We start from the raw sequence: 23,917 nt of genomic DNA, 5'->3' as shown, positions 1-23,917 counted from the left end.
AGTCGGCTTTTGACGCGCTGGCGTCGTCTCCCTGAGCAAACTTGGATCGTGCTGCCCGCCTACACGGCGGGCTTTTTTTTTTCGCGTATCACGCGCCGCCCGAGGGCACCGGCCTGGACACAGCCGAGCCGCGCGTGGCCTCGATCATCAGGATCACCATCAGGACGACGCCCGCCAACACGAACACCGCGTAGCCGATGTTGCCGCCCTCGATCGCAAACAGCGACGGCGAATAGGTCTGGCCGGTGCAGATCATGGTGCCGGCGGTCATGCCGGTGTAGTGCATGCCGCAGACCGCCACGCCCATGATGAGCGCCGCGCCCAGTTGCTTGCCCTTGGTCTTGACGGTGGTCGCCAGCCACAGCGCGACGATCGACACCACCACCGCGATCAGCGCAGACAGCGCGACGATCGACAGGCTCCAGTCGAATTCGCTGTTGGTGTGTACGGCATCCATGCCGGTGTAGTGCATGACAGCCACCCCCAACCCGGTCAGCATGCCTCCCCGGACGATGTTACCGACGCGGTTGCCGGTGGTGCGCGACGCGACCACCAGCCCCGCACCGGCAAACACGATCACCACCAGCAGTGAGAGCACGGTCAGGAACAGGTTGAACTCCATGCGCACGGGCGCCCGATACGCGGCCATGCCAATGAAGTGCATCGACCAGACCGCTCCGCCGCCAAGCGCGACGCTGGCGCAGATCAGCCGGTCGGTATCGATGCGACCGTCGGGCCGCCGCATGCGCCGCGACCATCGCAAGCCAACGTATGCGCCAGAGACCGAAATGAGATAGGACAACGCGACGAGCAGCCAATCGTACGTATACGGCACGACCGCGCCCGGAACAGCTTGAAAGCCGTTGAACATGACACACCCTCCCGTTGTAGTGCTCAAAACCGCCAGCGTGCGGCGGTATCTGCTACTTCCACTTGCGTACTGCGACGACTGCGACTGCGACTGCGACAGCGACTGCGAATCCGCGAATGGCGCCTGGAGCCCAGGCGAGCACGTTTCTTATGTTTTGCTGATCGGGGGAGTATGGTCAGGGGAGTCTGCCTAGCCAATAACCTGATCTAGGTAAAAAAAGAGAACACCTGCGGGGAGCGTCGAGGGCGATGACGGCAGGCCTGGACACGCCTGCCGTATCTGAACGATGGAAGGTGAAAACCTCAGAAAAGAAGAACCAGTGAAACCGCGGCGTGCCCTCAACTACCGGCCACGCCAAGCTCGCTCGCCGGCATCGCCACAGGCCGATGCGGCTCGTCGCGCAGCACCGTCCACACCACCACGGCGGCGATGATATCGAAGACCGCCAGCGCCACGAACAGCGGGTTGTAGCCAATGGTGGCCGCCAACGTGCCCACCGCCAGCGAGAACAGCATGCCGCCCAACCAGCCCGACATGCCGGCCAAGCCCACGGCGGTGCCGACCTCGTGTTTGCCAAACAGGTCGGACGTCAAGGTGTACAGCGCGCCCGACAAGGTCTGGTGCGCGAAGCCGCCAAGGCAGAACAGCGCAATCGCCGTGTACGGACTGGCCGCCAACCCGATGCAGGCCGGCCCGATCATGCAGACCGCGCCCGACACCATCACCATCTTGCGCGAGGTGATGAGCGACGTCGCAAACCGCTTCTGGTACCACGGCGCCAGATAGCCGCCGAGCACGCAGCCAATGTCCGCCGCCAGGAACGGCAGCCATGCGAACAGGGCGATCTCCTTGAGGTTCATGTGGCGCTCGGTCGCGAGATAGAGCGGAATCCAGAAGTTGAAGGTCTGCCAGGCCGGCTCCGACAGGAAGCGCGGGATGGCGATCCCCCAGAAGCGCCGGCTGCGCACGATGCGGCCCCACGACGGCTTGGCGGCAACCGCATCGCTCACCGGCGCGTCCTGCCCGGCGAGGATGTATGCGTGCTCGTCGGCAGACAAGCGCGGGTGCTGGGCCGGCACGCGGTACAGCAGGAACCAGAGCACGCTCCACACCAGCCCCAGCACCCCGATCACGGCAAACGCGAAGCGCCAGTTGCCGTGCAGGATGCACCAGACCACCAGCGGCGGCGCCAGCACCGCTCCCACCGAAGACCCGATGTTGAACCAGCCGGTGGCAATCGAGCGCTCCTTGGCCGGAAACCATTCGGACGTCGCGCGCAGCGCCGAGGGGAACCCCGCCGCCTCCGTCACCCCCAGCATCGCGCGGAACACCGCCAGCGACACCCAGTTGCCCGCCGTGCTGTGCAGCAGGCACACCACCGACCATGCCCCCGCAAACAGCGCGAAGCCCAGCTTGGTGCCGAGCACGTCGAGCACATAACCCGCCACCGGCTGCATCAGCATGTACGCGCCCTGGAACGCCGCCACGATGTAGCTGTACTGCTGCGTGGTGATGTTCAGGACCTTGTTGACTTCGGGTGCGGCCACGGCCAGCGCGTTGCGCGCGAGGTAGTTCATGACCAGGCCCGTGAGGACGAGCCCGATCATCCACCAGCGCAAGCCTTTGATGGTGTTCATGTGTGTTGTCTCCTAGGGGCCCCGTTTTGATTGTGGTGTGGGGCTGTGCTGCGTTCAGATGTGCAACATGGGCTCCGGTAGTCCGGTCACGCCCGGGCGTACAGCAAACGTGCTGCCCGAGAGCGGGTCGCCGTCGATGCGGATCGACGTGACGAACAAGGTGTCCAGCCCCGGCCCGCCAAACGAGCACATGGCCGGCTTGGTGGCAGGGATGGCGATGCTGCGATCGAGCCGCCCGGCCGGCGTGAAGCGATGCACCAGCCCGGCATCGTTGCCGCAGATCCAGTAGCAGCCGTCGGCGTCCACGGCAGCGCCGTCAGGGCGGCCGGGGTGGTTGTGCATGTCGATGAAGACGCGGCGGTTGTGCGGCGTGCCGCTGGCGATGTCGTAGTCGAAGGCCCAGACCACCTGTCGGTTCGGGTGCGAGTCGGACAGGTACATCGTGCGGCCGTCGGGGCTGAAGGCCATGCCGTTGGGCACGATCAGGTCATCCAGCAGCGCATCGAGGCGGCCGCTGGCGGCATCGAAGCCGTAGACCTTGCCGTCGGGGACGGCCAGCGACATGTTCAGGACCATGGTGCCGGCGCGCAGCCGGCCCTGGCGGTCGCAGCGGCCGTCGTTGAAGCGCATGTCGGGGGTGGCGTGCGGAACTTCCGCCAGGCGCTCGGGTGCGAGCACGGGCAGACCGGGCTGCAACGGCCCGGTGCGGAAGACGCCGGTCTCCATCGCCAGCAGCCAGCCGCCGCCCTGGACCATCGCCATGCAGCCGGTCATCTCCGGCACGGCCCACTGATCGGCGCGGCCGCTCTCCGGATGCCAGCGCCACAGCGTGCGCGCGGGAATGTCCGTCCAGTACAGCGCCTGCTCGCCTGGGTGCCAGACCGGGCTTTCGCCGACGCCGCAGCGCATGGTGCCGATGCGTTCCACGTGTGCGCGCATGGTGTCAGTCTCCGAACGGGCCGGCGTTGACGAAGGCGCCGCCCTGGTACTGCGCGGCCGGATCGTCGGCGGGCAGCGGCGGTTGCGCCTCGACCTGCGCGCGGAAGATCTCGCTGGTCTCGGTGGGCACGTAGCCGAGGTGCGCGGCGTGGCGGTTGTCCCACCAGTGGTCGCGGTTGGCCGACATGCCGTAGACCACCGTAAAGCCAACGTTGGGGACGAACAGCGCGCGGCGGATCAGTTGCTCCAGATCGTCGTAGCCGAGCCAGGTGACCAGCATGCGGCGGTCGCGGGCCTCGGCGAACGAGGAGCCGATGCGGATCGCCACGGTCTCGATGCCGTAGCGTTCGAAATAGAAGCTGGCGAGCTGCTCGCCAAAGACCTTGCTCAAGCCGTAGTAGCCGTCGGGCTTGGTCGGCACGGTGCTGTCAATGATCTCGCCCTGCTTGTAGAAGCCGATGGTGTGGTTCGAGCTGGCGAACACGATGCGGCGCACGCCGTGGCGCCGGGCGGCTTCATACAGGTTGTAGGTGCCCTGGATGTTGGCCGGCAGGATCTCTTCGAACGGCCGCTCGACCGAGATGCCACCCAAGTGCACGATCGCATCGGTGCCGGCGACGAGTGCGTCGACAGCCTGCGCATCGGCCAGGTTGCACGGCACGATCTCTTCGCCGTCACGTGCGGCGCCAAGATCAGCGATGTCGGACAGGCGCAGCACGTCGGCGTACTGCGGCAAGCGCTCGCGCAGCACCTTGCCGAGGTTGCCCCCCGCGCCGGTCAGCAGCAGGCGATGGCAACGGGTGGTGATGCCCGCCAGCGGATCGGCCGGGGCTTGTGCGTCGGTATGCGTCATGTCAGGTCACTGGAGCAGGATTGAACAGGGCCAGCGCATTGTGCAGCCCGAGCTTGTCGGCGCACACCTGCTTGCGGCCGCTGGCCACGTCGAGGATGAGGTGGAACAGCTCCCAGCCGATGTCGGCAATGCTCGCTTCACCGGTGGCGATACGGCCGGCGTCGAGGTCGATCAGGTCGTGCCAGCGCTCGGACAGCGCCTTGCGCGTCGACACCTTGATCACCGGCGCCATGGCCAGGCCGTACGGCGTGCCGCGCCCCGTGGTGAATACCTGCAGGTTCATGCCCGAGGCGAGCTGCAGGGTGCCGCACACAAAATCGCTGGCCGGTGTAGCCGCGAAGATCAGGCCCTTGCGGCGCACCTTCTCGCCCGGGCCGAGCACGTCGACGATGGGCGTGCTGCCCGACTTGACGATGGAGCCCAGCGCCTTCTCCACCACGTTGGACAGGCCGCCCTTCTTGTTGCCGGGCGACGGGTTGGCGCTTCGGTCGGTCTGGCCGCCGCTCAAGTAGTTGTCGTACCAGTCCATCTCGCGCAGCAGCGCGCGGCCGACGTCTTCATCGATGGCGCGCGGCGTGAGCAGGTGGATGGCGTCGCGCACCTCGGTCACTTCCGAGAACATCACGGTGCCGCCGGCACGCACGATCAGGTCGGCCGCAAAGCCGACCGCCGGGTTGGCGGTCACGCCCGAGAACGCATCGCTGCCGCCGCACTGCACGCCGACCACGAGGTCCGACGCCGGGCAGGTTTCGCGCCGGCGCTTGTTCAGTTGCGCGAGGCGGTGCTCGGCCATCTCCAGGATGGCCTCGACCATGCCGGTGAAGCCGTCGAAGGCTTCGTCCTGCAGGCGTAGCACGGGCGAATCGGCGGTGCCGGCCACCTCGATGGGGATACGGCCGCCCGGGGCGAGCTTCTCCGGCACGAGGCGCTCGGGCACGAGCTTCTCGCAGCCCAGGCCGATCACCATGATCTCGCCGCCAAAGTTCGGGTTGAGCGCCAGGTTCTGCAGCGTGCGGATCGGCACGATGGCCGCCGGCGCGTTGATGGCGACGCCGCAGCCATAGACGTGATTGAGCGCCACCACATCGTCGACGTTCGGGTACAGCGGCAGCAGCTCGCGCTTGATGCGCGCGACCACGTGGTCCGTCACGCCGGCCACGCACTGCACGCTGGTCATGATGCCGAGCACGTTCTTGGTGCCGACCGTGCCGTCGGTGTTGCGGTAGCCCTCGAAGGTGTAGCCCTCCAGCGGCGCCAGCTTCGGATCGGGGCGCGTGGCCAGCGGCAGCTCATCGAGCGCGGGTGCGGATGGCAGCTTGACTGCGTGTTCGTTGATCCAGCTGCCGCGCGGCAGTGGTTTGACGGCATAGCCGATCACCTCGCCATAACGGATGACGGCATCGCCTTCGGCCAGGTCAGACAGCGCCACCTTGTGGCCTTGCGGCACGCCTTCGACCAGTACGGTGCCGTCGGCCAGTGCCGTGCCGGCAGGCAAGCCACGCGCGTTGACGACGATGGCGACGTTGTCGCTGTCGTGCACGCGGATCGTCAGCGCTTTCTCGGTTGCGTTGCCGGCCTCGGGGGCCAGCGTGGATTCGGACATCACAGACTCCGCGATTGGTTCAAGCATATGCAGTTCAGCGTCCCAGGCTCGGGCGCTTCGGATCGTACGTCCAGCCCGGCACGAGGTATTGCATGGCCATGGCGTCGTCGCGCGCGCCGGGGCCGAGGGTCTTGTACAGCGCATGGGCCGCCATGACGCGGTCCATGTCGATCTCGATGCCGAGGCCCGGGCGGTCCGGCACGGCCACGTGGCCGCCCTGGATGCGCAGCGGCTCGCGCGTCAGGCGCTCTTCGGCTTCCTGCCAGATCCAGTGTGTGTCGATGGCGGTAATGGTGCCCGGTGCGGCGGCAGCCACGTGCGTGAACATTGCCAGCGAGACATCGAAATGGTTGTTGGAATGCGAGCCCCAGGTCAGGCCCCATTCGTCGCACAGTTGCGCGACGCGCACAGAGCCCTGCATGGTCCAGAAATGCGGATCGGCCAGGGGGATGTCCACCGCCTGCAGCGGAATCGCGTGGCCCAGCTGGCGCCAATCCGTGGCGATCATGTTGGTGGCGGTCGGGATGCCGGTGGCACGCTTGAACTCGGCCATGACTTCGCGGCCCGAGTAGCCGGCTTCGGGGCCGCACGGGTCTTCGGCGTAGGCCAGCAGGTGGCCTTGTCCCTTGCACAGCGCGATGGCCTCGCCCAGCGACCAGGCGCCGTTCGGGTCCAGCGTGACGCGGGCCTGAGGGAAGCGCGCCTTGATGGCAGCAATCGCTTCCATTTCCTCGGCGCCGCGCATCACGCCGCCCTTGAGCTTGAAATCGGCAAAGCCGTAACGCTCGGTAGCGGCTTCGGCCAAGCGGGCGATGGCGGCGGGCGTCATGGCGGCTTCGTGGCGCAGGCGCAGCCAATCATCCGCGCCACTGGCACCATCGAGATACGGCAGATCGGTCTTGCGGCGGTCGCCCACGTAGAACAGGTAGGCGAGCATCGGGGCGGAATCGCGCTGCTGCCCGGCACCGAGCAGCTCGGCCACCGGCACTTCCAGGAACTGGCCGAGCAGGTCCAGCAGCGCCGCTTCCACCGCCGTAATGACGTTGTCCATGCGCAGGTTGATCTCGTGCGGCTGGCGCAGCACGGCGGCCTCGGACGCCGACGTCACCTGGTGCACGGTAGCCTGATGCGCGGCATTGCCGCCGCCGGCGAGCGCGCGCCGGATGCTGTTCAGCACGCCATTGGTACGGCCGATCGATTGGCCCACTACCAGCGGCGTGATGCGTTCCAGCGCGAGGCGGATGCCCTCCCCGCCCGGCACCTCGCCCACGCCGGTGCGGCCGGCGTTGTCCTTGAGGATGACGAGGTTGCGCGTGAAAAACGGCGCATGCGCGCCGCATAGGTTCAGCAGCATGCTGTCCCGACCGGCGACGGGGATCACCTGCATCTCCGTCACGCGCGGGGTATGCGTGCGCGCGCCGGATTCGATCGATTGCAATGTCACGTTGACAGCTCCTGCGGTTACAGCGGCTTGAGTTCCACGCGCTTGATCTCGCCCACCATCACCAGATAGCAGACGATGGCGATCGCCGCGTGGATGCCCACGTAGACCAGCGCACCGTTGAACGAGCCCGTGGTGTTGACGATATAGCCGATAGCGATGGGCGTGGTGATGCTCGACAGGTTGCCGAAGGTGTTCATCAGTGCACCCGACAGGCCGGCGATCTGCTTGGGCGCGGTATCCGAGTTGACCGCCCAGCCCAGCGCGCCCAGGCCCTTGCCGAAGAATGAGAGCGCCATCACCGCCACCACGATGCTCTGCGCGTCGACGTAGTTGCAGATCACCATGCTCATCGACAGCAGCATGCCCACCACGATCGGCACCTTGCGCGCCACCGACAGCGAGGCCCCGCGGCGCAGCAGCGCATCGGAGATGATCCCGCCCAGGATGCCGCCCAGGAAACCGCATACCGCCGGAATCGACGCCACGAAGCCCGCTTTCAGGATCGACATGCCGCGCGCCTGCACCAGGTACACCGGGAACCACGTGATGAAGAAATACGTGAGCGCGTTGATGCAGTACTGCGCGATGTACACACCCATCAGCATGCGGTTGCCCAGCAGCTGCTTGACGTAGCCGAGGTTCGGGCCCTCGGTCTTGGCGACGCCCGAGCGGTCCATGTTGACCAGGCCGCCGCCGGCCTCGATGTAGTCGATCTCGCGGCGGGTGATGCGCGGGTGATCCTTCGGATCGTGCACGAAGGTCTTCCAGGCAACCGCCATGACCATGCCGATCACACCCATCACGATGAAGACGTAGTGCCAGCCGAACGCATGCACCAGCCACGCCATCAGCGGGGCAAACACCACCGTGGCGGCGTACTGCGCCGAGTTGAAGATGGCCGACGCCGTGCCCCGCTCATTGGCCGGGAACCATGCCGCGACGATGCGACTGTTGGCTGGGAAGGACGGCGCCTCCGCCGCACCCACCAGGAAGCGCAGGCAGAACACCATGGTGACGGCGGCTGCGCCGGTAAAGAAGCCGAGGGCGCCCTGCGCCAGCGTGAACAGCGACCACAGCGCGATGCTGAACGTGTACACGCGCCGGGAGCCGAAGCGATCCAGCAGCCAGCCGCCGGGGATCTGCGCGATCACATAGGCCCAGCCGAAGGCCGAGAAGATATAGCCGAGCGCAACGGCGTCGATGCCGAGGTCTTTCTGCATGGCCGAGCCGGCCATGGCAATGGTGGCGCGGTCCGCATAGTTGATGGTCGTCGCGATGAACAGCATCGCGAGGATTCCGAAACGTACGCGGCTCATGCGCTCGGTGCGCGGCACGCTCTGGGCTCCCACAGTGGGGGCTTTGATATCCATCGTCTCCTCCTTCGTCCGGCGCCAGATGCGCCGGGGGTCAAGCCGCCGGGTCCTGTGCGGCCCGGCTTGTGGTTTGCTTGCTGATTCTGGTTACTGCCACTGCCCGTCGACCAGACGGCGCAGCTTGAGCGGATTGGCGTCTTGCAGTGCCTCGGGCAGCAATTCTGCCGGCAGGTCCTGGTAGCAGACGGGGCGCAGGAAGCGCTCGATGGCCGCCGTGCCGACCGAGGTCGCGCGCGAATCCGTCGTGGCTGGCCACGGGCCGCCGTGCACCATGGCCTGGCAGACCTCGACGCCGGTCGGCCAGCCGTTGGCCAGGATGCGGCCCGCCTTGCGCTCCAGGATCGGCAGCAGCGAACGGGCGATCGCTGTATCCCCGGCATCCAGGTGCAACGTGGCGGTCAGTTGGCCTTCCAGCGATTCGGCCAGCGTGCGCAGTTCTTCCGCATTGGCGCAGCGCACGACCAGGCCGGTGGCGCCGAAGATCTCATCGTGCAGCGTCGGCTGGGCCTGGAAGCTCTTGGCATCGGTGGTGTAGAAACCGGCCTGGCCGCGGTTGGGCTGGTCGCTGCCCAGCCCGCGTGCGACGCAGCGGACGTTGGCCTCGCCGGCCAGCTTGTCGACGCCGCGCGCATAGGCGGCGTGAATGCCTGCGGTCAGCATCGGCTGCGCGGCGGCTCCGCCCATGGCGGCGGCAGCGGCGGCTTCAAAGGCGTCGAGGTCCGGACCGTCGATCGCGAGCAACAGGCCCGGATTCGTGCAGAACTGGCCCGCGCCCATCGTGAGCGAGGCAACGTACTGCTGGCCCAGCGCCGCAGCGCGCTTGGCCAGCGCATCGGGCAGCAGGAAGACGGGGTTGATGGCGCTCAGCTCGCCGTACACGGGAATCGGCTGCGGGCGCGCTTGCGCGATGCGCAGCAGCGCTTGGCCACCAGCACGCGAGCCGGTAAAGCCCACGGCCTGGATACGCGGATCGGCCACCAGCGCGCCCGCCACATCGTTGTCGGCCAGGATCAGCGAGAACACGCCTTCCGGCAGCCCGCATTGCGCAACGGCGGCCTGAACGGCGCGGCCTACGAGTTCGGACGTGCCCGGGTGTGCCGGATGCGCCTTGACGACGACCGGGCAACCGGCGGCCAGCGCCGATGCGGTATCGCCGCCCGCCACCGAGAACGCCAGCGGGAAGTTGCTCGCGCCAAACACGGCCACCGGGCCCAGCGCGATGCGGCGCAGGCGCAGGTCAGAGCGCGGCAGCGGCTTGCGTTCCGGCAGCGCCGGATCAATGCGCGCACCCACGGCATCGCCCGCGCGCACGACATTGGCGAACAGGCGGAGCTGGTTGCACGTGCGGCCGCGCTCGCCTTCCAGGCGGGCACGCGGCAGCGCCGATTCGGCCATCGCGCGCTCGATCAGCGCGTCACCGAGCGCCTCGATCTGGCTGGCGATCGCTTCGAGGAACGCAGCGCGCGCTTGCGGGCCGGTCTCGCGGTAAACGTCAAACGCCGCGGCAGCCAGTTCGGCGGCACGCGCGGCATCGGCCTTGGAGGCCAGGGTGAAGTTGGGTTCGAGCCATTCCCCGGTGGCGGGGTTCATGGCGCGAACCGTGCCGGCACCGCCCGCCACGCGGGCAGCACCCAGCAGCAGTTCGCCGCTTAGAGTCATATTGGTTTCTCCAGCTACGACGGCGCTACGCTCAGGCCGCGAGCTTTTCCACTTCGGCAATGCGCGAAACCAGCGCCGACAGCTCGGCCAGTTCCGCATCGGTCAGGTCGGTCAGCGGGGCACGCACTGGGCCGGCGCTGCGGCCGATGACCTTCATGCCTGCCTTGACGATCGACACTGCGTAACCACGCTTGCGGTTACGCAGCGCAATATACGGCAGCACGAAGTCGTTGATCATCTTGTAGACCTTGGCCTGGTCCATGGCGCGCACGGCGGCGTAGAACTCCAGCGCGAACTTCGGCACGAAGTTGAAGATGGCCGACGAATACGTCGTCACACCCATCGTCAGGTACGGCAGCGCGAAAGTCTCGGCGGTGGGCAGGCCACCGACGTAGGTGAAGCGGTCGCCCATGCGGGCGTAGATGCGCGTCATCAGTTCCAGATCGCCCACGCCATCCTTGAAGCCGACCAGGTTCGGGCAACGGTCGGCCAGGCGCTCGAGATGGTTCTCGTCGAGAATCTGGTTGGCGCGGTTGTAAATGATCACGCCCAGGCGGGTCGATTTGCAGACCTCCTCCACGTGCGCGGCCACGCCGTCGGCGGAGGCTTCGGTCAGGTACGGGGGCAGCAGCAGGATGCCGTCGGCGCCGGCGGCTTCAGCCGCCTTGCAGTATTCCTTGGCCTCGGCGGTGCCGCGGCCGGCCGGAGCGATCACCGGAATCTTGCCGCCGGTTTCAGCCACGGCGGCGCGCACCACGCGGTCGGTCTCGGCGGCGGTGAGCGAGAAGAACTCACCCGTGCCGCCCGCAGCAAACAGGCCGGCCGCATCGTGGCTGAACAGCCAGTTCAGGTTGGCGCGGTAGGCCGCTTCGTCGAACGACAGGTCGGACTTGAAATGCGTGACCGGGAAAGACAGCAGACCGGTGCCGATCTGGTGGGCGAATTCGGTGGGCGTGTATCGGGACATGTCTCGCTCCGCGTGCTGCGGTTGGTGAAAGTGTTGTGAGTGAGCGGATTCTTGCATCGCGATCGATTCAAGTCCAAAACAACTGATGACTCGATTGATACACGTTTTGTATTGATACAGGGTCTTCCCTAGCCTCTAGATTGCGATGCTGCGGCCGCACATGACGCGGCGGCCGCCCTGGGCGTCAAACCGGCATCACACCGCGCCTTCGGCCTCCACATACAACGCATACAAGGAGTGCGAACTTGCCATGTACAGCCGGTTGTTCTTCGGCCCGCCAAAGGTCAGGTTCGGGCAGCGTTCCGGCAGGTGGATGAAGCCGATCGGCAAGCCGCGCGCGTTGAACACCTTCACCCCATCGTAGTTGGCGGAATCGATGCCGAGCCGGCCGTCCGAGCCCCAGCCGCACCAGAGATTGCCATCCTTGTCGACGCGGAAGCCGTCCAGCGCGCCGGCGCCGTTGGCGTCGATCAGCTTGGTCTTGTTCGATGCGCTGCCGTCCGCGGCGATGTCGTAGCTCCAGATGCTGCGTGACGGCGTGCCTTTCCACTCGACCACGTACAGCTTCTTCTCGTCCGGCGAGAACGCGAGGCCGTTCGGGTTGACCAGATCGGTAATGACGGCGCGGACGGCCCCGCTCGGATCGATGCGATAGACGTTGGTGGTGGCCTGCTCCGACTGGGCCTTGAACCCCTCCCAATTGCCGTTGATGCCGAACAGCGGGTCGGTAAACCAGACGCTGTCGTCGGACTTGACCACGATGTCGTTGGGCGCGTTCAGGCGCTTGCCCTGGTACTGGTCGGCCAGCACGGTGATGCGGCCGTCGTGCTCGGTGCGCGTGACGCGGCGCGTCACCGAGTGCTCGCAGGTCACCAAGCGCCCCTGCCGATCACGCGTATTGCCGTTGGCGTAGTTCGACGGTTCGCGGAACACGCTGAAGGCGCCGTTGGTTTCGTCGTACTTCATGATGCGGTTGTTTGGGATGTCGCTCACCAGCAGGTAGCGCCCGGCCGGAAAGTAGACCGGCCCTTCCGCCCACCGCATGCCCGTGGCGAGCTGCTCGACCGAGCTGCTGTAGAGCCGGTACTTCAGGAAGCTCGGGTCGAGCACCTCGACCGCCACATCGGGGTAGCGCGCGTTTGGCTTGAACCCCTCGACCTTCTGCGCGCTCGCCAGGCCGCTGGCTGCAGCAAGCCCCGCGCCGGCCACGCTCCTGAGAAACTTCCTGCGGTCGATCTCCATACCTTCCGTGGTCATGCTCGTCTCCTGGTTGTCGTCGTTGACCCCGTGGACCACCGGACCACCAGGGCGAGCCGATTCTTGCACCACGCATCATTCCCCTTCAAGATAAGCACTGACTCAATCAATACAGGTTTTGAATCGATGTTCGAGCTCAGCCAACTCCGCTGTTTTGTTGCCGTGGCCGAGGAATTGCACTTCGGACGCGCCGCCGAGCGGCTGCACATGACCCAGCCGCCGCTGTCGCGCCAGGTGCGGCTGCTGGAACACCAGGTCGGCACCGAACTGCTGGAGCGCAATAGCCGCTCGGTCAAGCTCACGGCCGCCGGGCGCAGCTTCCTGCCCGATGCCGCACGCATCCTGCGGCTGGCGGACGAGGCGGCGGCCACGGCACGGCGCGTCGCCACCGGGGCGGCCGGGGCGCTGGCGATCGGGTTCACGGCATCGGTCGGATACGGGCAACTGCCGTCGCTGGTGAGCGCGGTGCGGGCGGCATCGCCAGGTGTGCGGCTGACGCTCAAAGAGATGGTGAGCGGCGCGCAGCTTGCGGCGCTTGATGCGCGCGAGATCGATGTCGGCCTGCTTCGGCCGCCCGTCGAGCACGGCGAACTGGTGGCCGTACCCTGCTCGCAGGAAGCGCTGGTGCTGGCGCTACCCGAGGCGGTTGCCGCCGATTGGCCGCAGCGCCCGAGCCTGCGCGACTGCGAAGGCAAGCCGCTGCTGATGTACTCCCCGTACGAGGCGCGCTACTTCCATCAGTTGGTCAGCGGCCTGCTGGAGCGTGCAGAAGTGCTGCCCGATATCGTGGAATACGTGAGCCAGATCCATTCGATGCTGGCGCTGGTACGCGCGGGCATCGGAGTAGCGTTGATCCCGGCGGCCGCCGCCATGCTGCACTTTGAAGGTGTGGTCTACCGCCCGGTGCGCACCACCCCGACCAAGCCCGTCGAGCTGTGGTTTGCCTACCGCAAGGACAACGACAACCCGGTGTTCAACGTACTGCGCGATGTCTTGCGACGCTCCCTGATGGGGAGCGGCTGAGCGCCGCCTGCCACGAACACAGCCAGAAGCACCGGCCCGATCGTGCGCGCCCCCTGACGTGGGGTGTAGCGCCCGAGCGTGTCACGTCATCACCTCGGCAAGCGGGCGCCGCAGGCGGTCATCCACCCCTACACGCCGAGGTGCGTCTCGGCAATCGCACGGACATCGATGCGGCGCGGCAGGACACCGTCACGCAAGGCCGTGTCGGCCACCGTTTGCAGCGTGGCGATGTCCGCTGTGCTGACGAACCGCAGCTTGAGCGCCGCGCGCCGCGTGACCAGCGCGGCAACGTCGGGCGGTGTGCGCGTGAGCGACGCATAGACCTGCGCGTAGGCATCGGCGTTGGCCAGGGCCCAATCGCCTGCGCGTTGCAGCCGCAGCAGCACATCGGCGATCGCGGCACGCTTGGCCGCATCGGCAAGCGCCGCGCCCGACGCCGTGATGAAGCCGAGCCCGCTGTTGATGCCGGTGCCATCGCGCAGGATCCGCGCGCCCCGGCCGATGGCCATGGCGTAGTACGGATCGAACGTCGCCCAGGCTTCCAGCGAGCCCGACTCAAACGCCGCGAACGCGTCGACGGGCAAGATGAAGCGCACCTTGACGTCGGTCTTGGCGAGCCCGGCCTCCGCAAGCGCGCCGTAGAGCTGGTATTCCGAGATGCTGCCCCGCGCCGACGACACGCACACGGTGCGCCCCTTGAGCTGCGCGACGCTGCGTACCGGTGAATCCTTCGGCACCAGCAGACCGAGCTGCGATGCCTGCCCAACGCGCGTGGCGACGATCCTGAGCGACGGGTCGCCCGCAGCGGCGGCGAGTACGGGCAGGTCTCCTGCAGGCGCCAGATCGACCGCGCCCGCGCGTTGCGCCTCGAACAGCGGCGCCGCGCCCTGGAAGTTGGCCCAGCGGAACGCATACGGCGTGCCCTTGAGCACCTGCGCCGCCTCCACCAGCGCGCGCGTGCCGCCCGCCTGATCACCCAGCACGAGCGTGACACCGGACAGCTCCGCCGCACGCGCACCCATCGGCGTCAACAGGCCCGCCGCCGGCACGAGCGGCGCTGCGGCGGCAAGGCCCAGCAGGCGACGCCGCTTGGCAGACTTCGGAAAAAGAAGGGTCGTCATGGCACCTCGCTTACGACGTGATCGGGGCTCAGGCGGCAAGCGGGAAGCCGGCGTCGAACGTCGATGCCACCTCCAGCCGCTGCTTGAGCAACCCCGCTTTCAAGTAGAAATCGGCCGTGCGCTGCTGCTCGGCCACGATCTGCGCGTCGAGGTTGCGCCAGACCGTCTGGCGCCGCGCGAACTGCAACCGAGCCGCCTCCGGCGAGATGCCGATGATGCGCGCCAGCGTGGCCGAAAAGCTGTCGACATGCTGGTACGACCACACCTGCGCCCGCACCACGCGCTGCAGGAAATCACGCAGCACGTCGCGCTTGGCGGCCAGCGCTGCGTCCGTGGCCGCCAGATAGCTCAACCCCGACCACAGGCCGCGCCCACTCACCAGCACGCGTGCGTGCTTGGCCACCTCCGCCATGGCCGTGTACGGCTCCCATGTTGACCAGGCATCGATCGAGCCATTAACCAAAGCAAGCTTCGCATCCGCCGGCGGCAAGAAGCGGAAGTTGGCATCGTCCGGCCCAAGCCCGGCAGACTCCAGCGCCTTCAGCGCCACGAAATGGCCGATCGATCCACGGTTGGTCCCGATCGATCTGCCTTTGAGATCCGCTGCCGTCTTCAATGGCGAGTCCGGGCGCACCAGCACGGCCGTGCCGTATGGGTCGGACCGGTTGGCACCGATCAGTTTGATGCGCGTGCCGGCGGCCAGCGCAAAGATGGCCGGTGCATCGCCAATCGGCCCCAGCTCCACCGCACCCGCGTTGAGCGCCTCGGCCAGCGGTGCTGCGGCGGGAAACTCCGTCCACTGGATGTCGTAGGGCACGCCGTTCAGGGCATCCGCCGCTTCCAGCAGCGCGCGCAGGCCGCCCTTCTGGTCACCGGCTTTGAGCACGGGGCGCGGTTGCGCAAAGGACAGCGCTGGCAGGGCGGCCAGTGCCAGGGTGGATTGCAGGAAACGTCGTCGGGCTTGCGGCATGGCGGATGAGCGATGAGGGTCAATGGATGAAGCCGCCCTTCACGTAACGCACCGGTTCGGCGTCCATGCGGGCAATGAGCGTATCGAGGCCGCTGGCGCGCGACGTACCGGACGTGCGCGACGCGGAGGTGCACAGGAAATCGGCGTCGGACCACGTGGTGCCTGCCTCGCCGCGAGCGCGCAGCCAGCCGTCGCGGTCGGCCAGCAGTTGCGTGCCGGCAAACGTCTGCGGCGTGGCCCCGGCAATGGCGGCGAAGACGGGCCAGGCGTCGCGGCCCTCGGCCACGCAGCGTGCCTGGAACGGGCTGGCCAGCGGCGGCAGCGTGCCGTCCGGCGTGACGAGCAGTGTGCGCAGGCGCGGATCTTCCAACGGCACCCTGCCGGCCGATGCGGCATCGGCTGCGATCAGCCTCAAGCGCTGTCCATCGCGCCACCTGGCCAACGGCTGCGCGGGCCCATCGCCGCAGCGCACGGACAACACCGGCAGGGCCACCGGCAACGGCCAACCGCCCGCGCGCGCACCGCCGCTGGCGGCCAGTACCTTCATGTAGTCGAGCACGGCCCAGATGTCGGTGTCGCTGAATCGAAGGGAGAAGGCGGGCATCGTCACCGCGCCTTGCGCGTTGCGCATGCCATGGGCGATGTGCCAGAACAACTCGCCATCCGCACGGCGGCCGAGCAGCGGGCCCACCACGGTGGGCGGCCAGCGCGTGAGCGTGGCGGCCAGCGGCCCTTCGCCACGGCCGTCGTCGCCATGACAACTCGCGCACGCGGCTGCATAGACGTGCGCGCCGTGCGTGATGGAGGCCAGCGAGAACGGGTGCGGGTTGTCATGAAAGCTGGTCGGCACCGCGGGCGCCAGCACCAGGTCCGGCGACGGCCAGGGCGCGGCCACCAGCAGGCCAAGGCTGGCGCCGACCGCCACCGCACGCCACCGGCGCACCAGCAGCGCCACGAGCGCTGCGACCAATGCCAGCACCACGGCAATCAACGTGAGGCCAAGCTGCCGCGCCTGCCCGAGGTCGATCAGCAGCGTCTCGCCGGCAATGCGTGCGCTCCAAGGCCAGGCCGGCTGGCCGCGCACGTCGCCAGTCAGACCCAGCGCATGCCACAGCGCCAGCACGCCGTGCTGCGCCCATTGCAGGAAGCCGAGCAGTGCGTTGAGCCAGGCCGTCGGCGGCGGCCCGCTCACGACGGCACCGTCATCGTGGAGGGCTCCGCTGCCTCGCCTACCACGTCGCGCCCAGGCCGAGGTGGCCCAGTGCTTCGTGCCGCAGCGCGCTCAGGCGCGGGTCGCCACGGTGGCGCGGATACGGCAGGTCGACCGTCAGCTCGGCGGCAATGCGCGCCGGGCGCGGGCTGAAGATGATCACGCGCTGGGAGAGGAACAGCGCCTCTTCCACGTCGTGCGTTACGAGCAGCGTGGAAAAGCGCGCGCGCTGCCACAGCTCGGCCAGCTCGCCCTGCATCGCCAGCCGCGTGAGCGAGTCGAGCTTGCCCAGGGGCTCGTCCAGCACCAGCAGCTGCGGATCGTTGACCAGCGCCCGCGCCAGCGCCACGCGCTGTTCCATGCCGCCGGACAGTTCATGCGGAAACGCGTGCTGGAAGCCATTCAGGCCGACACGGCCCAGCGCATCGTCCACGCGATCGCGCTCCGCCTTGAGCGCGCCGCGCGCCTGCAGGCCGAGCGCCACGTTGTCCCACACGCGGCGCCACGGATACAGCGTCGGGTCCTGGAACACGACCACGCGCGAAGGGTCGGGGGCCGCGATGGCCTCATCGTCCTGCAGGATGCGGCCGCGTGTGGGCGATTCCAGCCCGGCAATCAAGCGCAGCAGGGTGGATTTTCCGCAGCCGCTGGGGCCCAGCAGGGCGACAAACTCGCCCGGATGCACGGTCAGGTTGACGTGGTCCAGCACCTGCAGCGGATTGGCCCGGCTGCCGAACCAGTGGCTGACACCCTGCACATCAATGCGTGCACCGCTGGCAGAGACGGCAGCCGGCGATGCCTCACGCTCATTCGCGTGATCAAGCACGGCTACCATTTCAGCGTCCCCTTCTGCCAGACCAGAGCACGGTCACGCACCTTGAACAGCAGCGTGATGATGCCGGAGAACAACAGCGCCATCACGATCAGCGCGGCATACATGTTCACGTACGACGCCCAGCCCTGTGCCCACGTCAGGTACCAGCCGAGACCGGATTTCACGCCCATCATCTCGGCCACCACCAGCACCGTAAACGATGCCCCCAATCCCATGAACAGCCCGACGAACACCTGCGGTAACGCGGCCGGAATCGCCACGCGCAGCACCAGGAAGGCGTTGGATGCGCCCAGCGTGCGGGCCACGTCGTAGTAACGCTTGCTCACGCCCGCCACGCCCGACCACGTCAGCACCGCCACCGGAAACCCGGTTGCCAGGGCGATCAGGAACACCGCCGCCGAGTAGCTCGATGGGAAAAAGTAGAATGTCAGCGGCAGCAACGCGGTGGGCGGCAGCGGGCCGATCAACCGCAACACCGGATGCACCCAGTACCCTACCGCCCGCGACCAGCCGATCGATACGCCAACGAGGAAGCCCGTCAACGCGCCCAGGAAGTAGCCCAGCCCAAGCAGCTTGAGCGTGTTGGCCACGCTGCCGCCCAGGCGCGGCCAGTCGTCGGTGACGACCTCGATCAGCGCCTGCGGCGGCGCGAAGAACGGCGTGGGCAGAAAGCCCGTCTTGGCCGTCAGCACCTCCCAGGCGCCCAGCGCAAGCGGCAGCACGATCAGCCACGGGCCAGCCGGTCGCAGCGTCTCCTGCGCGGTGCGCAGCGGGCCGGCGAGCAGCGCTGCCAGCGCCAGCACCAGCAGCACGGCGCCGACCAGCAGCGCCGCGATGCCCAGCTCCGTCGTGAAGGCCCAATCGCTGAAGCCGATCACATGATTCGGCCAGCGCCATGTCAGCAGCCCGAAGGCCGCCCACGCCACGGCCGCCGCCACGCCGGTGCGCCAGATGCCGTGCCCGGTGGTTGCCGACCCCGCAAACGGGTTGGCGAGCGCGTCCGGCGCCTGCAGCGCGGGTTGGATGGTGCTCATATCGATGTCCTCGTCATTCGGGTGCCGTCAGCCGAGCACGTTGGCGTAGACGTGCTGCGCCAGGCGCTGCGGGTCAGTCGTCTTCTTGATGACGCCGATGCGGCGGAAGTCCTCGGCGTAGAAGGCAATCTCGTCGCGCAGGTCGAGGTTGGTCGGATGGTGCGTGTAGGTGAGCGTGGCGTAGAGCTTGCGCAGATCCTCCAGCGGCACCTTGGGCGAGTACTTGGCGAATACCTTGGCCGCCTCGTTCGGGTTCTCGTTGGCAAAGTCGGTGGCCTGCACGATGGCGCGTGCCAGTGCTGCCGCGGTCGGCTTGTCGTTGCGGACCAGTTCGCCACGCGCGCCGATCACGCAGCAGACCTTGCGTGCGTACTCGCCGGTCAGGTTGGTCGCCAGCTCCACATAGGCGCCGTTGGTGCGCTTCTCCAACAGGTAGAGGTTCGGGTCGCCATCGGCGATGGCCTGGATCTCGCCCTTGTCTACCGCCACGCCCAGCAGGTCGGCCGGGTACTGGCGCCAGGTGATGTCGCGGTCCGGATCGATGCCGTGCTTGGCCAGCAGGATGGTGAAGAAATGCTTGCCCGGCGCGGCCAGGTCGCTCACGCCCACCGTCTTGCCCTTGAGCGCGGCCAGGCTGGTGACGCCCGCCGCCTTGGCGCCGACCAGCCGCACGCAGCCGCCGTGCGAGCTGCCGATGATCTTCACGTCAAAGCCCGCCTCCAGCGGCTTGAGCCAGCGGTGGATCATCCCCACCGCCGCATCGGCCTTGCCGGTGGCGATGGATTCGAGCAGCTGGTCGGTCGAGCCGCTGTAGTTGATCAGGTCGACCTGCAGGCCGTTCTTCTCGAAGAAGCCGCGCTCCTGCGCCAGCACGATCGGCGTGAGGCAAAACGCGCTCTGGTTCCAGGCAAAGGTCAACTTGCGCGTCTGCGACCAGGCCGTGCGCCCCAGGATCAGCGCCGGTGCAGCCAGTGCGGTGGCCGCCGCTGCGTGCAGCACCTTGCGGCGTGAAAGGCCCCCTTCGTTTTGGCTCATTGATAGCTCCCCGTTTTGATTGTTCATTGGGTGGGTTCGGCTCAATCCAGCACGTCCGGCTCAGCAGCGACCAGCCCTTCGAACAGGCTGTCGAACGCGTGCAGCGCGCCCTCCGGGCCGCCCACCTGGCTGTGCGTGAGCCGCGCGGTGGCCGCGTCGATCGGCTGCGGCGCGCCGGCCGCTTCTGCCAGCAATTGCGTGTGCGAGGCGTTGTCCAGCGCGATGTACCACCAGGCGGCGGCCTCCACCGTCGGGCCGGCGGCGCGGATGCCGTGGTTCTTCAGGATCACGCCCTTGTGCGTGCCGCCGTCGCGCTTGGCAAGCGCCCGGGCGATGCGCTCGCCCTCGCTGGCGTCGACCACCATGCCGGTGAAGTCGTCAAACAGCGCGTGGTCTTCATGGAACGAGCACGCGTCCTGCGTGAGCGGATCGAGCAGCCGGCCCAGCGTCGACCACGCCTTGCCGTAGGTCGAATGCGTGTGCGCCGCCGCCACGATGTGCGGGTGCGCCTCGTGGATCGCCGCATGGATGGCGAAGGCCGCCTTGTTGAGCGGCCGGTTGCCGATCACGGTCTCGCCGCGTGCGTTGACGAGCAGCAGGTCCGACACCTTGATACGCGAGAAGTGCACGCCCAGCGGGTTCACCCAGAAGTGGTCGGTCAGCTCCGGGTCACGCGCGGTGATGTGCCCGGCCAGCCCCAGGTCGAACCCATGCCGCGCAAAGATGCGAAAGGCGCCCGCCAGGCGCTCCTGCCGATGGCGCCGCTCGGCCTCGATGGAGGGGCGCGCGGCAGGCGGGTCAAACCAGAACTTCTGCTGCGGCGTGGGGTTCAGATTGAGCGAGGTGGCGGACGATCGCTCGATGGACAGGACAGCGCTCATGCCATCGCCCTCACGCCGCCAAGCGCCGCGCATCGCGCTGCGCCACCAGTTCGCGCACACGCGGGATGAGCGTGCGGCCGTAGTCCACCACGTCTTCCAGCGGGTCGAAGCCGCGGATCAGGAAGGTGGTGATTCCCAGGTCGTAGTAGTCGAGCAGCGCGTCGGCCACCTGCTCGGGCGTGCCGACCAGCGCGGTGGAATTGGAGCGCCCGCCGGTTTCCTGGGCGATCGCCGTCCACAAACGTTTGTCCACGCGCGCGCCCTGCTCGGCCGCGGCCAGCAGGCGGCGTGCGCCTTCGCTCTGCTGCGGGCCGCCCCGGCTGTAGCCCTGCTGCACGCGCAGCGCGCGGGTGCGCTCCAGGATCTGTTCGGCGCGCGCCCAGGCGGCCGCTTCCGTGTCTGCCAGGATCGGCCGGAACGACACCGAGAAGCGGATGCTGCGCCCATGCTTGGCGGCTTCGGCCCGCACGCGCGTGGTCAGCTCGCGCACCTGCTCCAGCGATTCGCCCCACAGCGCATACACATCCGCATGCTTGCCCGCCACCTCGACGGCCACGTCCGATGCGCCGCCAAAGTAGATCGGCACATGCGGCTTCTGCGCTGGCTTCACTTCCGAGAAGCCCTGCTCGAAGCGATAGAACGCGCCCGCGTGGTCGAACGGTTTGGCCTCCGTCCAGAGGCGGCGCAGGATGCCGAGGTATTCGTCGGTGCGGGCGTAGCGCTGGTCGTGGTCGAGGTAGTCGCCGTCGCGGCGCTGCTCGCTGTCGGAGCCACCCGAGATGAAGTGCACGCCCAGACGCCCGCCGGTGAACTGGTCGAGCGTGGCGATCTGGCGCGCGGCCAGCGTCGGATTGGTGAAACCGGGCCGGTGCGCGAGCATGAAGTGGATGCGCTCGGTGAGTGCCGCCGCATACGAGATCGTGAGCGTGGCCGACGGCCCGGTCGAGTGATGCGGCACCAGGATGCGATCGAAGCCCGCTTGCTCATGTGCCTGCGCAAAGGCGCGCACATAGTCGCGATCGATCACCGGGCCATTGGGATCGGGCGGATGGATCTCCGACTGTTTCTGACTCTGGATCATGCCGATGAAATCGACGCTCATGGTGGTTGCACTCCGCATATCGTTAGAAGGCCGGCGAGGCTGCCTTGGCTGCGCCACAGCTCGCCACGAATGCGAATGAAATTACGACAACGCTTGCGCCGCGCTAACGAATAAATTCAACGCTGCATATTCGGCATGGATCGTTCGTCATGCGTGGCAAGGCGGATAGGCTGTGTGCCAACGTCACTCGCATCGACCGCCGCCTCGCCATGTCGTCCGCTCCGCTTCACCGCCTGCCCACGCCACCCGAGCGGCTTGCCGACGTGCTGGCCTCCATCACGCCGCAACTGGCTGCCACCGCCGCCGAGCACGACGCGCACGGCACCTTCCCGCACGACAACTTTGCGCTGCTGCATACCTCGGGCTTGATCGCACAGGTCATTCCGCAGGCAGTTGGCGGAGGGGGTGCGGGCCTGGCCACCGCGCGCCGCATCATTGCTGCGGTTGCCCATGGCGATGCGGCAACGGCGCTGGTGCTGACCATGACGTATCTGCAGCACCGCGCCATCGGCCGTGCCGACACACGCTGGCCCGCGCAGGTGCGGCAACAGGTGTTTGCCACCGCGTTGAACGAGGGGGCGCTCATCAACGCATTGCGCGTGGAGCCGGACCTCGGCACACCGGCGCGCGGCGGCCTGCCCGCGACGGTGGCCACCCGCGTCGGCAATACGTGGCGCATCCGTGGCCGCAAGCTCTACAGCACCGGCAGCCCGGCCCTGCGCTGGCTGTCGGTCTGGGGCCGCACCGACGAAGCCGAGCCGCGTGTCGGCATCTTTCTCGTGCCGCGCCCGCTGCCGGACACGCCCGGCATCCGCATCGAACCGACCTGGAACCACCTTGGCCTGCGCGCCTCCGGCAGCCACGACGTGGTGCTGGAAGACGTGGAGATTCCGCTCGACCACGCCGTCGACATCCGCACACCCGCCGAATGGACAGCGCACGGCGCCAGCCAGGCCGACACCTGCGCCAACCTCGACCAGCAGGCCTGGATGGTGGTGCTGCTCGGCAGCCTGTACGACGCCGTGGCCCAGGCCGCGCGCGACTGGCTCGTGCCGTTCCTCAACACCCGCGCCCCGGCCAACCTTGGCGGCCCCCTGGCGACGCTACCGCGCATGCAGGAAGCCGCGGGCGAGATTGCCGCCGTGCTGCGCACCAACCGCGTGCTGCTCGACCATGCCGCCGAAGCGGCCGATGCCGGCACCCCGCTGTCCGTCACCGACAGCGGCCTGCTCAAGTACACCGTCACCACCAACGCCATCCGTGCGGTGGAGCTGGCGCTGCAGCTCTCGGGCAACCACGGGCTGTCGCGCCACAACCCGCTGGAGCGGCATTACCGCGACGTGCTCTGCAGCCGCATCCATACCCCACAGAACGATTCGATCCTGCTCGCCGCCGGCCGCACTGCCCTTGGGGTCTAGCTGGACGTACCGGCCGAAGCCACGCATGATGACCCCGCCCGCCATCCCCGCCCCAGGAACCTGCCGATGAGCACGCCCGCGCTTGCCACCCCGCCCGCCGCGACACAGTCCATCGCCCCGCTGCGCGACTTCGTGACCGCGCTGTCGCGCCTGCTGGACCAGCAGCTGACCGAGGCCGAGATCCTTTCGCGCGCGGGCGCCCTGCTCGGCGCCCTGGTCGCCCGTGACGACTGGCTGCCCGCCGAATACGCCCAGCCGCACCCCGAGCACTTCCAGCAATACCTGCTGCATGTCGACTCGGGCGAGCGCTTCTCCATCGTCAGCTTCGTCTGGGGCCCAGGCCAGCGCACGCCCATCCACGACCACACCACGTGGGGCCTGATCGGCATGCTGCGCGGCGCGGAGTATTCCCAGCCGTTCAAGGTCGATGCGCAAGGCCGCATACAGCCCGACGGCGCCGCCATCCGCCTGGCGCCGGGTGACGTGGAGCGCGTCTCGCCCAACGTGGGCGACATCCACCGCGTGCACAACGCGTTCGACGACCGCACCTCGATCAGCATCCACGTGTACGGCGGCAACATCGGCGGCATCCACCGCTCGGTCTACACCGACGACGGCGAGCGCAAGCCCTTCGTCTCCGGCTATTCGAATACCCACCTGCCCAACCTCTGGGACCGTTCCAAGG

21 protein-coding genes are annotated in these 23,917 nt (G+C 67.8%); 3 read left to right on the top strand and 18 right to left on the bottom strand.

The annotated features are described in order from the left end of the window. Window positions 1-88 precede the first annotated feature (88 nt). The 10 genes from QZ609_RS03040 to QZ609_RS02995 all read right to left on the bottom strand — a co-directional run bounded on the left by QZ609_RS03040 (window position 89) and on the right by QZ609_RS02995 (window position 12,603). A complete protein-coding gene (locus tag QZ609_RS03040) occupies window positions 89-871 on the bottom strand; it encodes an MHYT domain-containing protein (RefSeq protein WP_295490923.1) in 783 nt (260 codons plus the stop codon). A gap of 338 nt (window positions 872-1,209) precedes the next feature. Continuing rightward, window positions 1,210-2,508 carry an MFS transporter gene (locus QZ609_RS03035; RefSeq protein WP_295490920.1) on the bottom strand — a complete coding sequence of 433 codons (1,299 nt, stop codon included), beginning with the start codon at window positions 2,506-2,508 and terminating at the stop codon, window positions 1,210-1,212. A gap of 54 nt (window positions 2,509-2,562) precedes the next feature. Beyond that, window positions 2,563-3,447 (bottom strand): SMP-30/gluconolactonase/LRE family protein, encoded by an 885-nt coding sequence (locus QZ609_RS03030; protein ID WP_295490917.1) that lies wholly within the window; start codon window positions 3,445-3,447, stop codon window positions 2,563-2,565. A 4-nt stretch (window positions 3,448-3,451) separates the two neighbouring features. Continuing rightward, window positions 3,452-4,300 (bottom strand): NAD(P)-dependent oxidoreductase, encoded by an 849-nt coding sequence (locus QZ609_RS03025; protein WP_295490914.1) that lies wholly within the window; start codon window positions 4,298-4,300, stop codon window positions 3,452-3,454. 1 nt (window position 4,301) lies between these two features. Beyond that, entirely contained in the window at window positions 4,302-5,903 is a 1,602-nt protein-coding gene (gene garD / locus QZ609_RS03020; RefSeq protein WP_295490913.1) for a galactarate dehydratase, read from the bottom strand. A 34-nt stretch (window positions 5,904-5,937) separates the two neighbouring features. Beyond that, window positions 5,938-7,347: an enolase C-terminal domain-like protein gene (locus tag QZ609_RS03015; RefSeq protein ID WP_295490911.1), complete on the bottom strand. Its 1,410-nt coding sequence runs from the start codon at window positions 7,345-7,347 to the stop codon at window positions 5,938-5,940. Window positions 7,348-7,364: 17 nt separating this feature from the next. Beyond that, complete coding sequence (locus QZ609_RS03010; protein ID WP_295490908.1) at window positions 7,365-8,717, bottom strand: MFS transporter; 1,353 nt, start codon at window positions 8,715-8,717, stop codon at window positions 7,365-7,367. A 90-nt stretch (window positions 8,718-8,807) separates the two neighbouring features. Next, entirely contained in the window at window positions 8,808-10,379 is a 1,572-nt protein-coding gene (locus tag QZ609_RS03005) for an aldehyde dehydrogenase (NADP(+)) (protein ID WP_295490905.1), read from the bottom strand. Between the two features lie 31 nt (window positions 10,380-10,410). Further along, the gene (kdgD, locus tag QZ609_RS03000; RefSeq protein WP_295490903.1) at window positions 10,411-11,346 is read right to left on the bottom strand and encodes a 5-dehydro-4-deoxyglucarate dehydratase; all 936 of its coding nucleotides are present in this window, start codon (window positions 11,344-11,346) and stop codon (window positions 10,411-10,413) included. A gap of 195 nt (window positions 11,347-11,541) precedes the next feature. Then, on the bottom strand, window positions 11,542-12,603 hold the full coding sequence (locus QZ609_RS02995; protein WP_295490901.1) for an SMP-30/gluconolactonase/LRE family protein: 1,062 nt from the start codon (window positions 12,601-12,603) through the stop codon (window positions 11,542-11,544). 126 nt (window positions 12,604-12,729) lie between these two features. Here QZ609_RS02995 and QZ609_RS02990 point away from each other — a divergent pair, with 126 nt between their 5' ends. Beyond that, window positions 12,730-13,626, top strand: coding sequence for a LysR substrate-binding domain-containing protein (locus QZ609_RS02990; protein WP_295490898.1), 897 nt, complete (start codon window positions 12,730-12,732; stop codon window positions 13,624-13,626). A 128-nt stretch (window positions 13,627-13,754) separates the two neighbouring features. On the opposite strand, the gene QZ609_RS02985 is transcribed toward QZ609_RS02990, so the two are convergent. The 8 genes from QZ609_RS02985 to QZ609_RS02950 are packed head-to-tail and all read right to left on the bottom strand — an operon-like array spanning window position 13,755 to window position 21,814. Next, window positions 13,755-14,747 carry an ABC transporter substrate-binding protein gene (locus QZ609_RS02985; RefSeq protein ID WP_295490896.1) on the bottom strand — a complete coding sequence of 331 codons (993 nt, stop codon included), beginning with the start codon at window positions 14,745-14,747 and terminating at the stop codon, window positions 13,755-13,757. Window positions 14,748-14,775: 28 nt separating this feature from the next. Beyond that, entirely contained in the window at window positions 14,776-15,717 is a 942-nt protein-coding gene (locus QZ609_RS02980) for an ABC transporter substrate-binding protein (RefSeq protein ID WP_295490893.1), read from the bottom strand. A gap of 19 nt (window positions 15,718-15,736) precedes the next feature. Beyond that, the gene (locus tag QZ609_RS02975; RefSeq protein ID WP_295490890.1) at window positions 15,737-16,909 is read right to left on the bottom strand and encodes a cytochrome c; all 1,173 of its coding nucleotides are present in this window, start codon (window positions 16,907-16,909) and stop codon (window positions 15,737-15,739) included. 37 nt (window positions 16,910-16,946) lie between these two features. Beyond that, window positions 16,947-17,762: an ABC transporter ATP-binding protein gene (locus tag QZ609_RS02970; protein ID WP_295490887.1), complete on the bottom strand. Its 816-nt coding sequence runs from the start codon at window positions 17,760-17,762 to the stop codon at window positions 16,947-16,949. Next, the gene (locus tag QZ609_RS02965) at window positions 17,756-18,796 is read right to left on the bottom strand and encodes an ABC transporter permease (RefSeq protein ID WP_295490884.1); all 1,041 of its coding nucleotides are present in this window, start codon (window positions 18,794-18,796) and stop codon (window positions 17,756-17,758) included. Before QZ609_RS02965 ends, QZ609_RS02970 begins: the two co-directional genes overlap by 7 nt. A 27-nt stretch (window positions 18,797-18,823) precedes the next feature. Beyond that, window positions 18,824-19,831 (bottom strand): ABC transporter substrate-binding protein, encoded by a 1,008-nt coding sequence (locus QZ609_RS02960; protein ID WP_295490881.1) that lies wholly within the window; start codon window positions 19,829-19,831, stop codon window positions 18,824-18,826. Between the two features lie 41 nt (window positions 19,832-19,872). After that, window positions 19,873-20,712 carry a class II aldolase/adducin family protein gene (locus QZ609_RS02955; protein ID WP_295490878.1) on the bottom strand — a complete coding sequence of 280 codons (840 nt, stop codon included), beginning with the start codon at window positions 20,710-20,712 and terminating at the stop codon, window positions 19,873-19,875. Between the two features lie 10 nt (window positions 20,713-20,722). Then, on the bottom strand, window positions 20,723-21,814 hold the full coding sequence (locus QZ609_RS02950; RefSeq protein WP_295490875.1) for an LLM class flavin-dependent oxidoreductase: 1,092 nt from the start codon (window positions 21,812-21,814) through the stop codon (window positions 20,723-20,725). Between the two features lie 209 nt (window positions 21,815-22,023). On the opposite strand from QZ609_RS02950, the gene QZ609_RS02945 reads away from it, so the two are divergent. Together QZ609_RS02945 and QZ609_RS02940 are read left to right on the top strand one after the other, a co-directional pair. After that, window positions 22,024-23,232 (top strand): acyl-CoA dehydrogenase family protein, encoded by a 1,209-nt coding sequence (locus tag QZ609_RS02945; protein WP_295490872.1) that lies wholly within the window; start codon window positions 22,024-22,026, stop codon window positions 23,230-23,232. Window positions 23,233-23,298: 66 nt separating this feature from the next. Continuing rightward, window positions 23,299-23,917: cysteine dioxygenase (locus tag QZ609_RS02940; protein WP_295490868.1), on the top strand; the 619-nt coding region annotated here is incomplete at its 3' end.

It is taken from the genome of uncultured Ralstonia sp., assembly GCA_913056305.1.
Lineage (GTDB): Bacteria > Pseudomonadota > Gammaproteobacteria > Burkholderiales > Burkholderiaceae > Ralstonia.
Note: the sequence above shows the minus strand (reverse complement) of the source record. Positions and strands in the feature narration are given on the sequence as shown.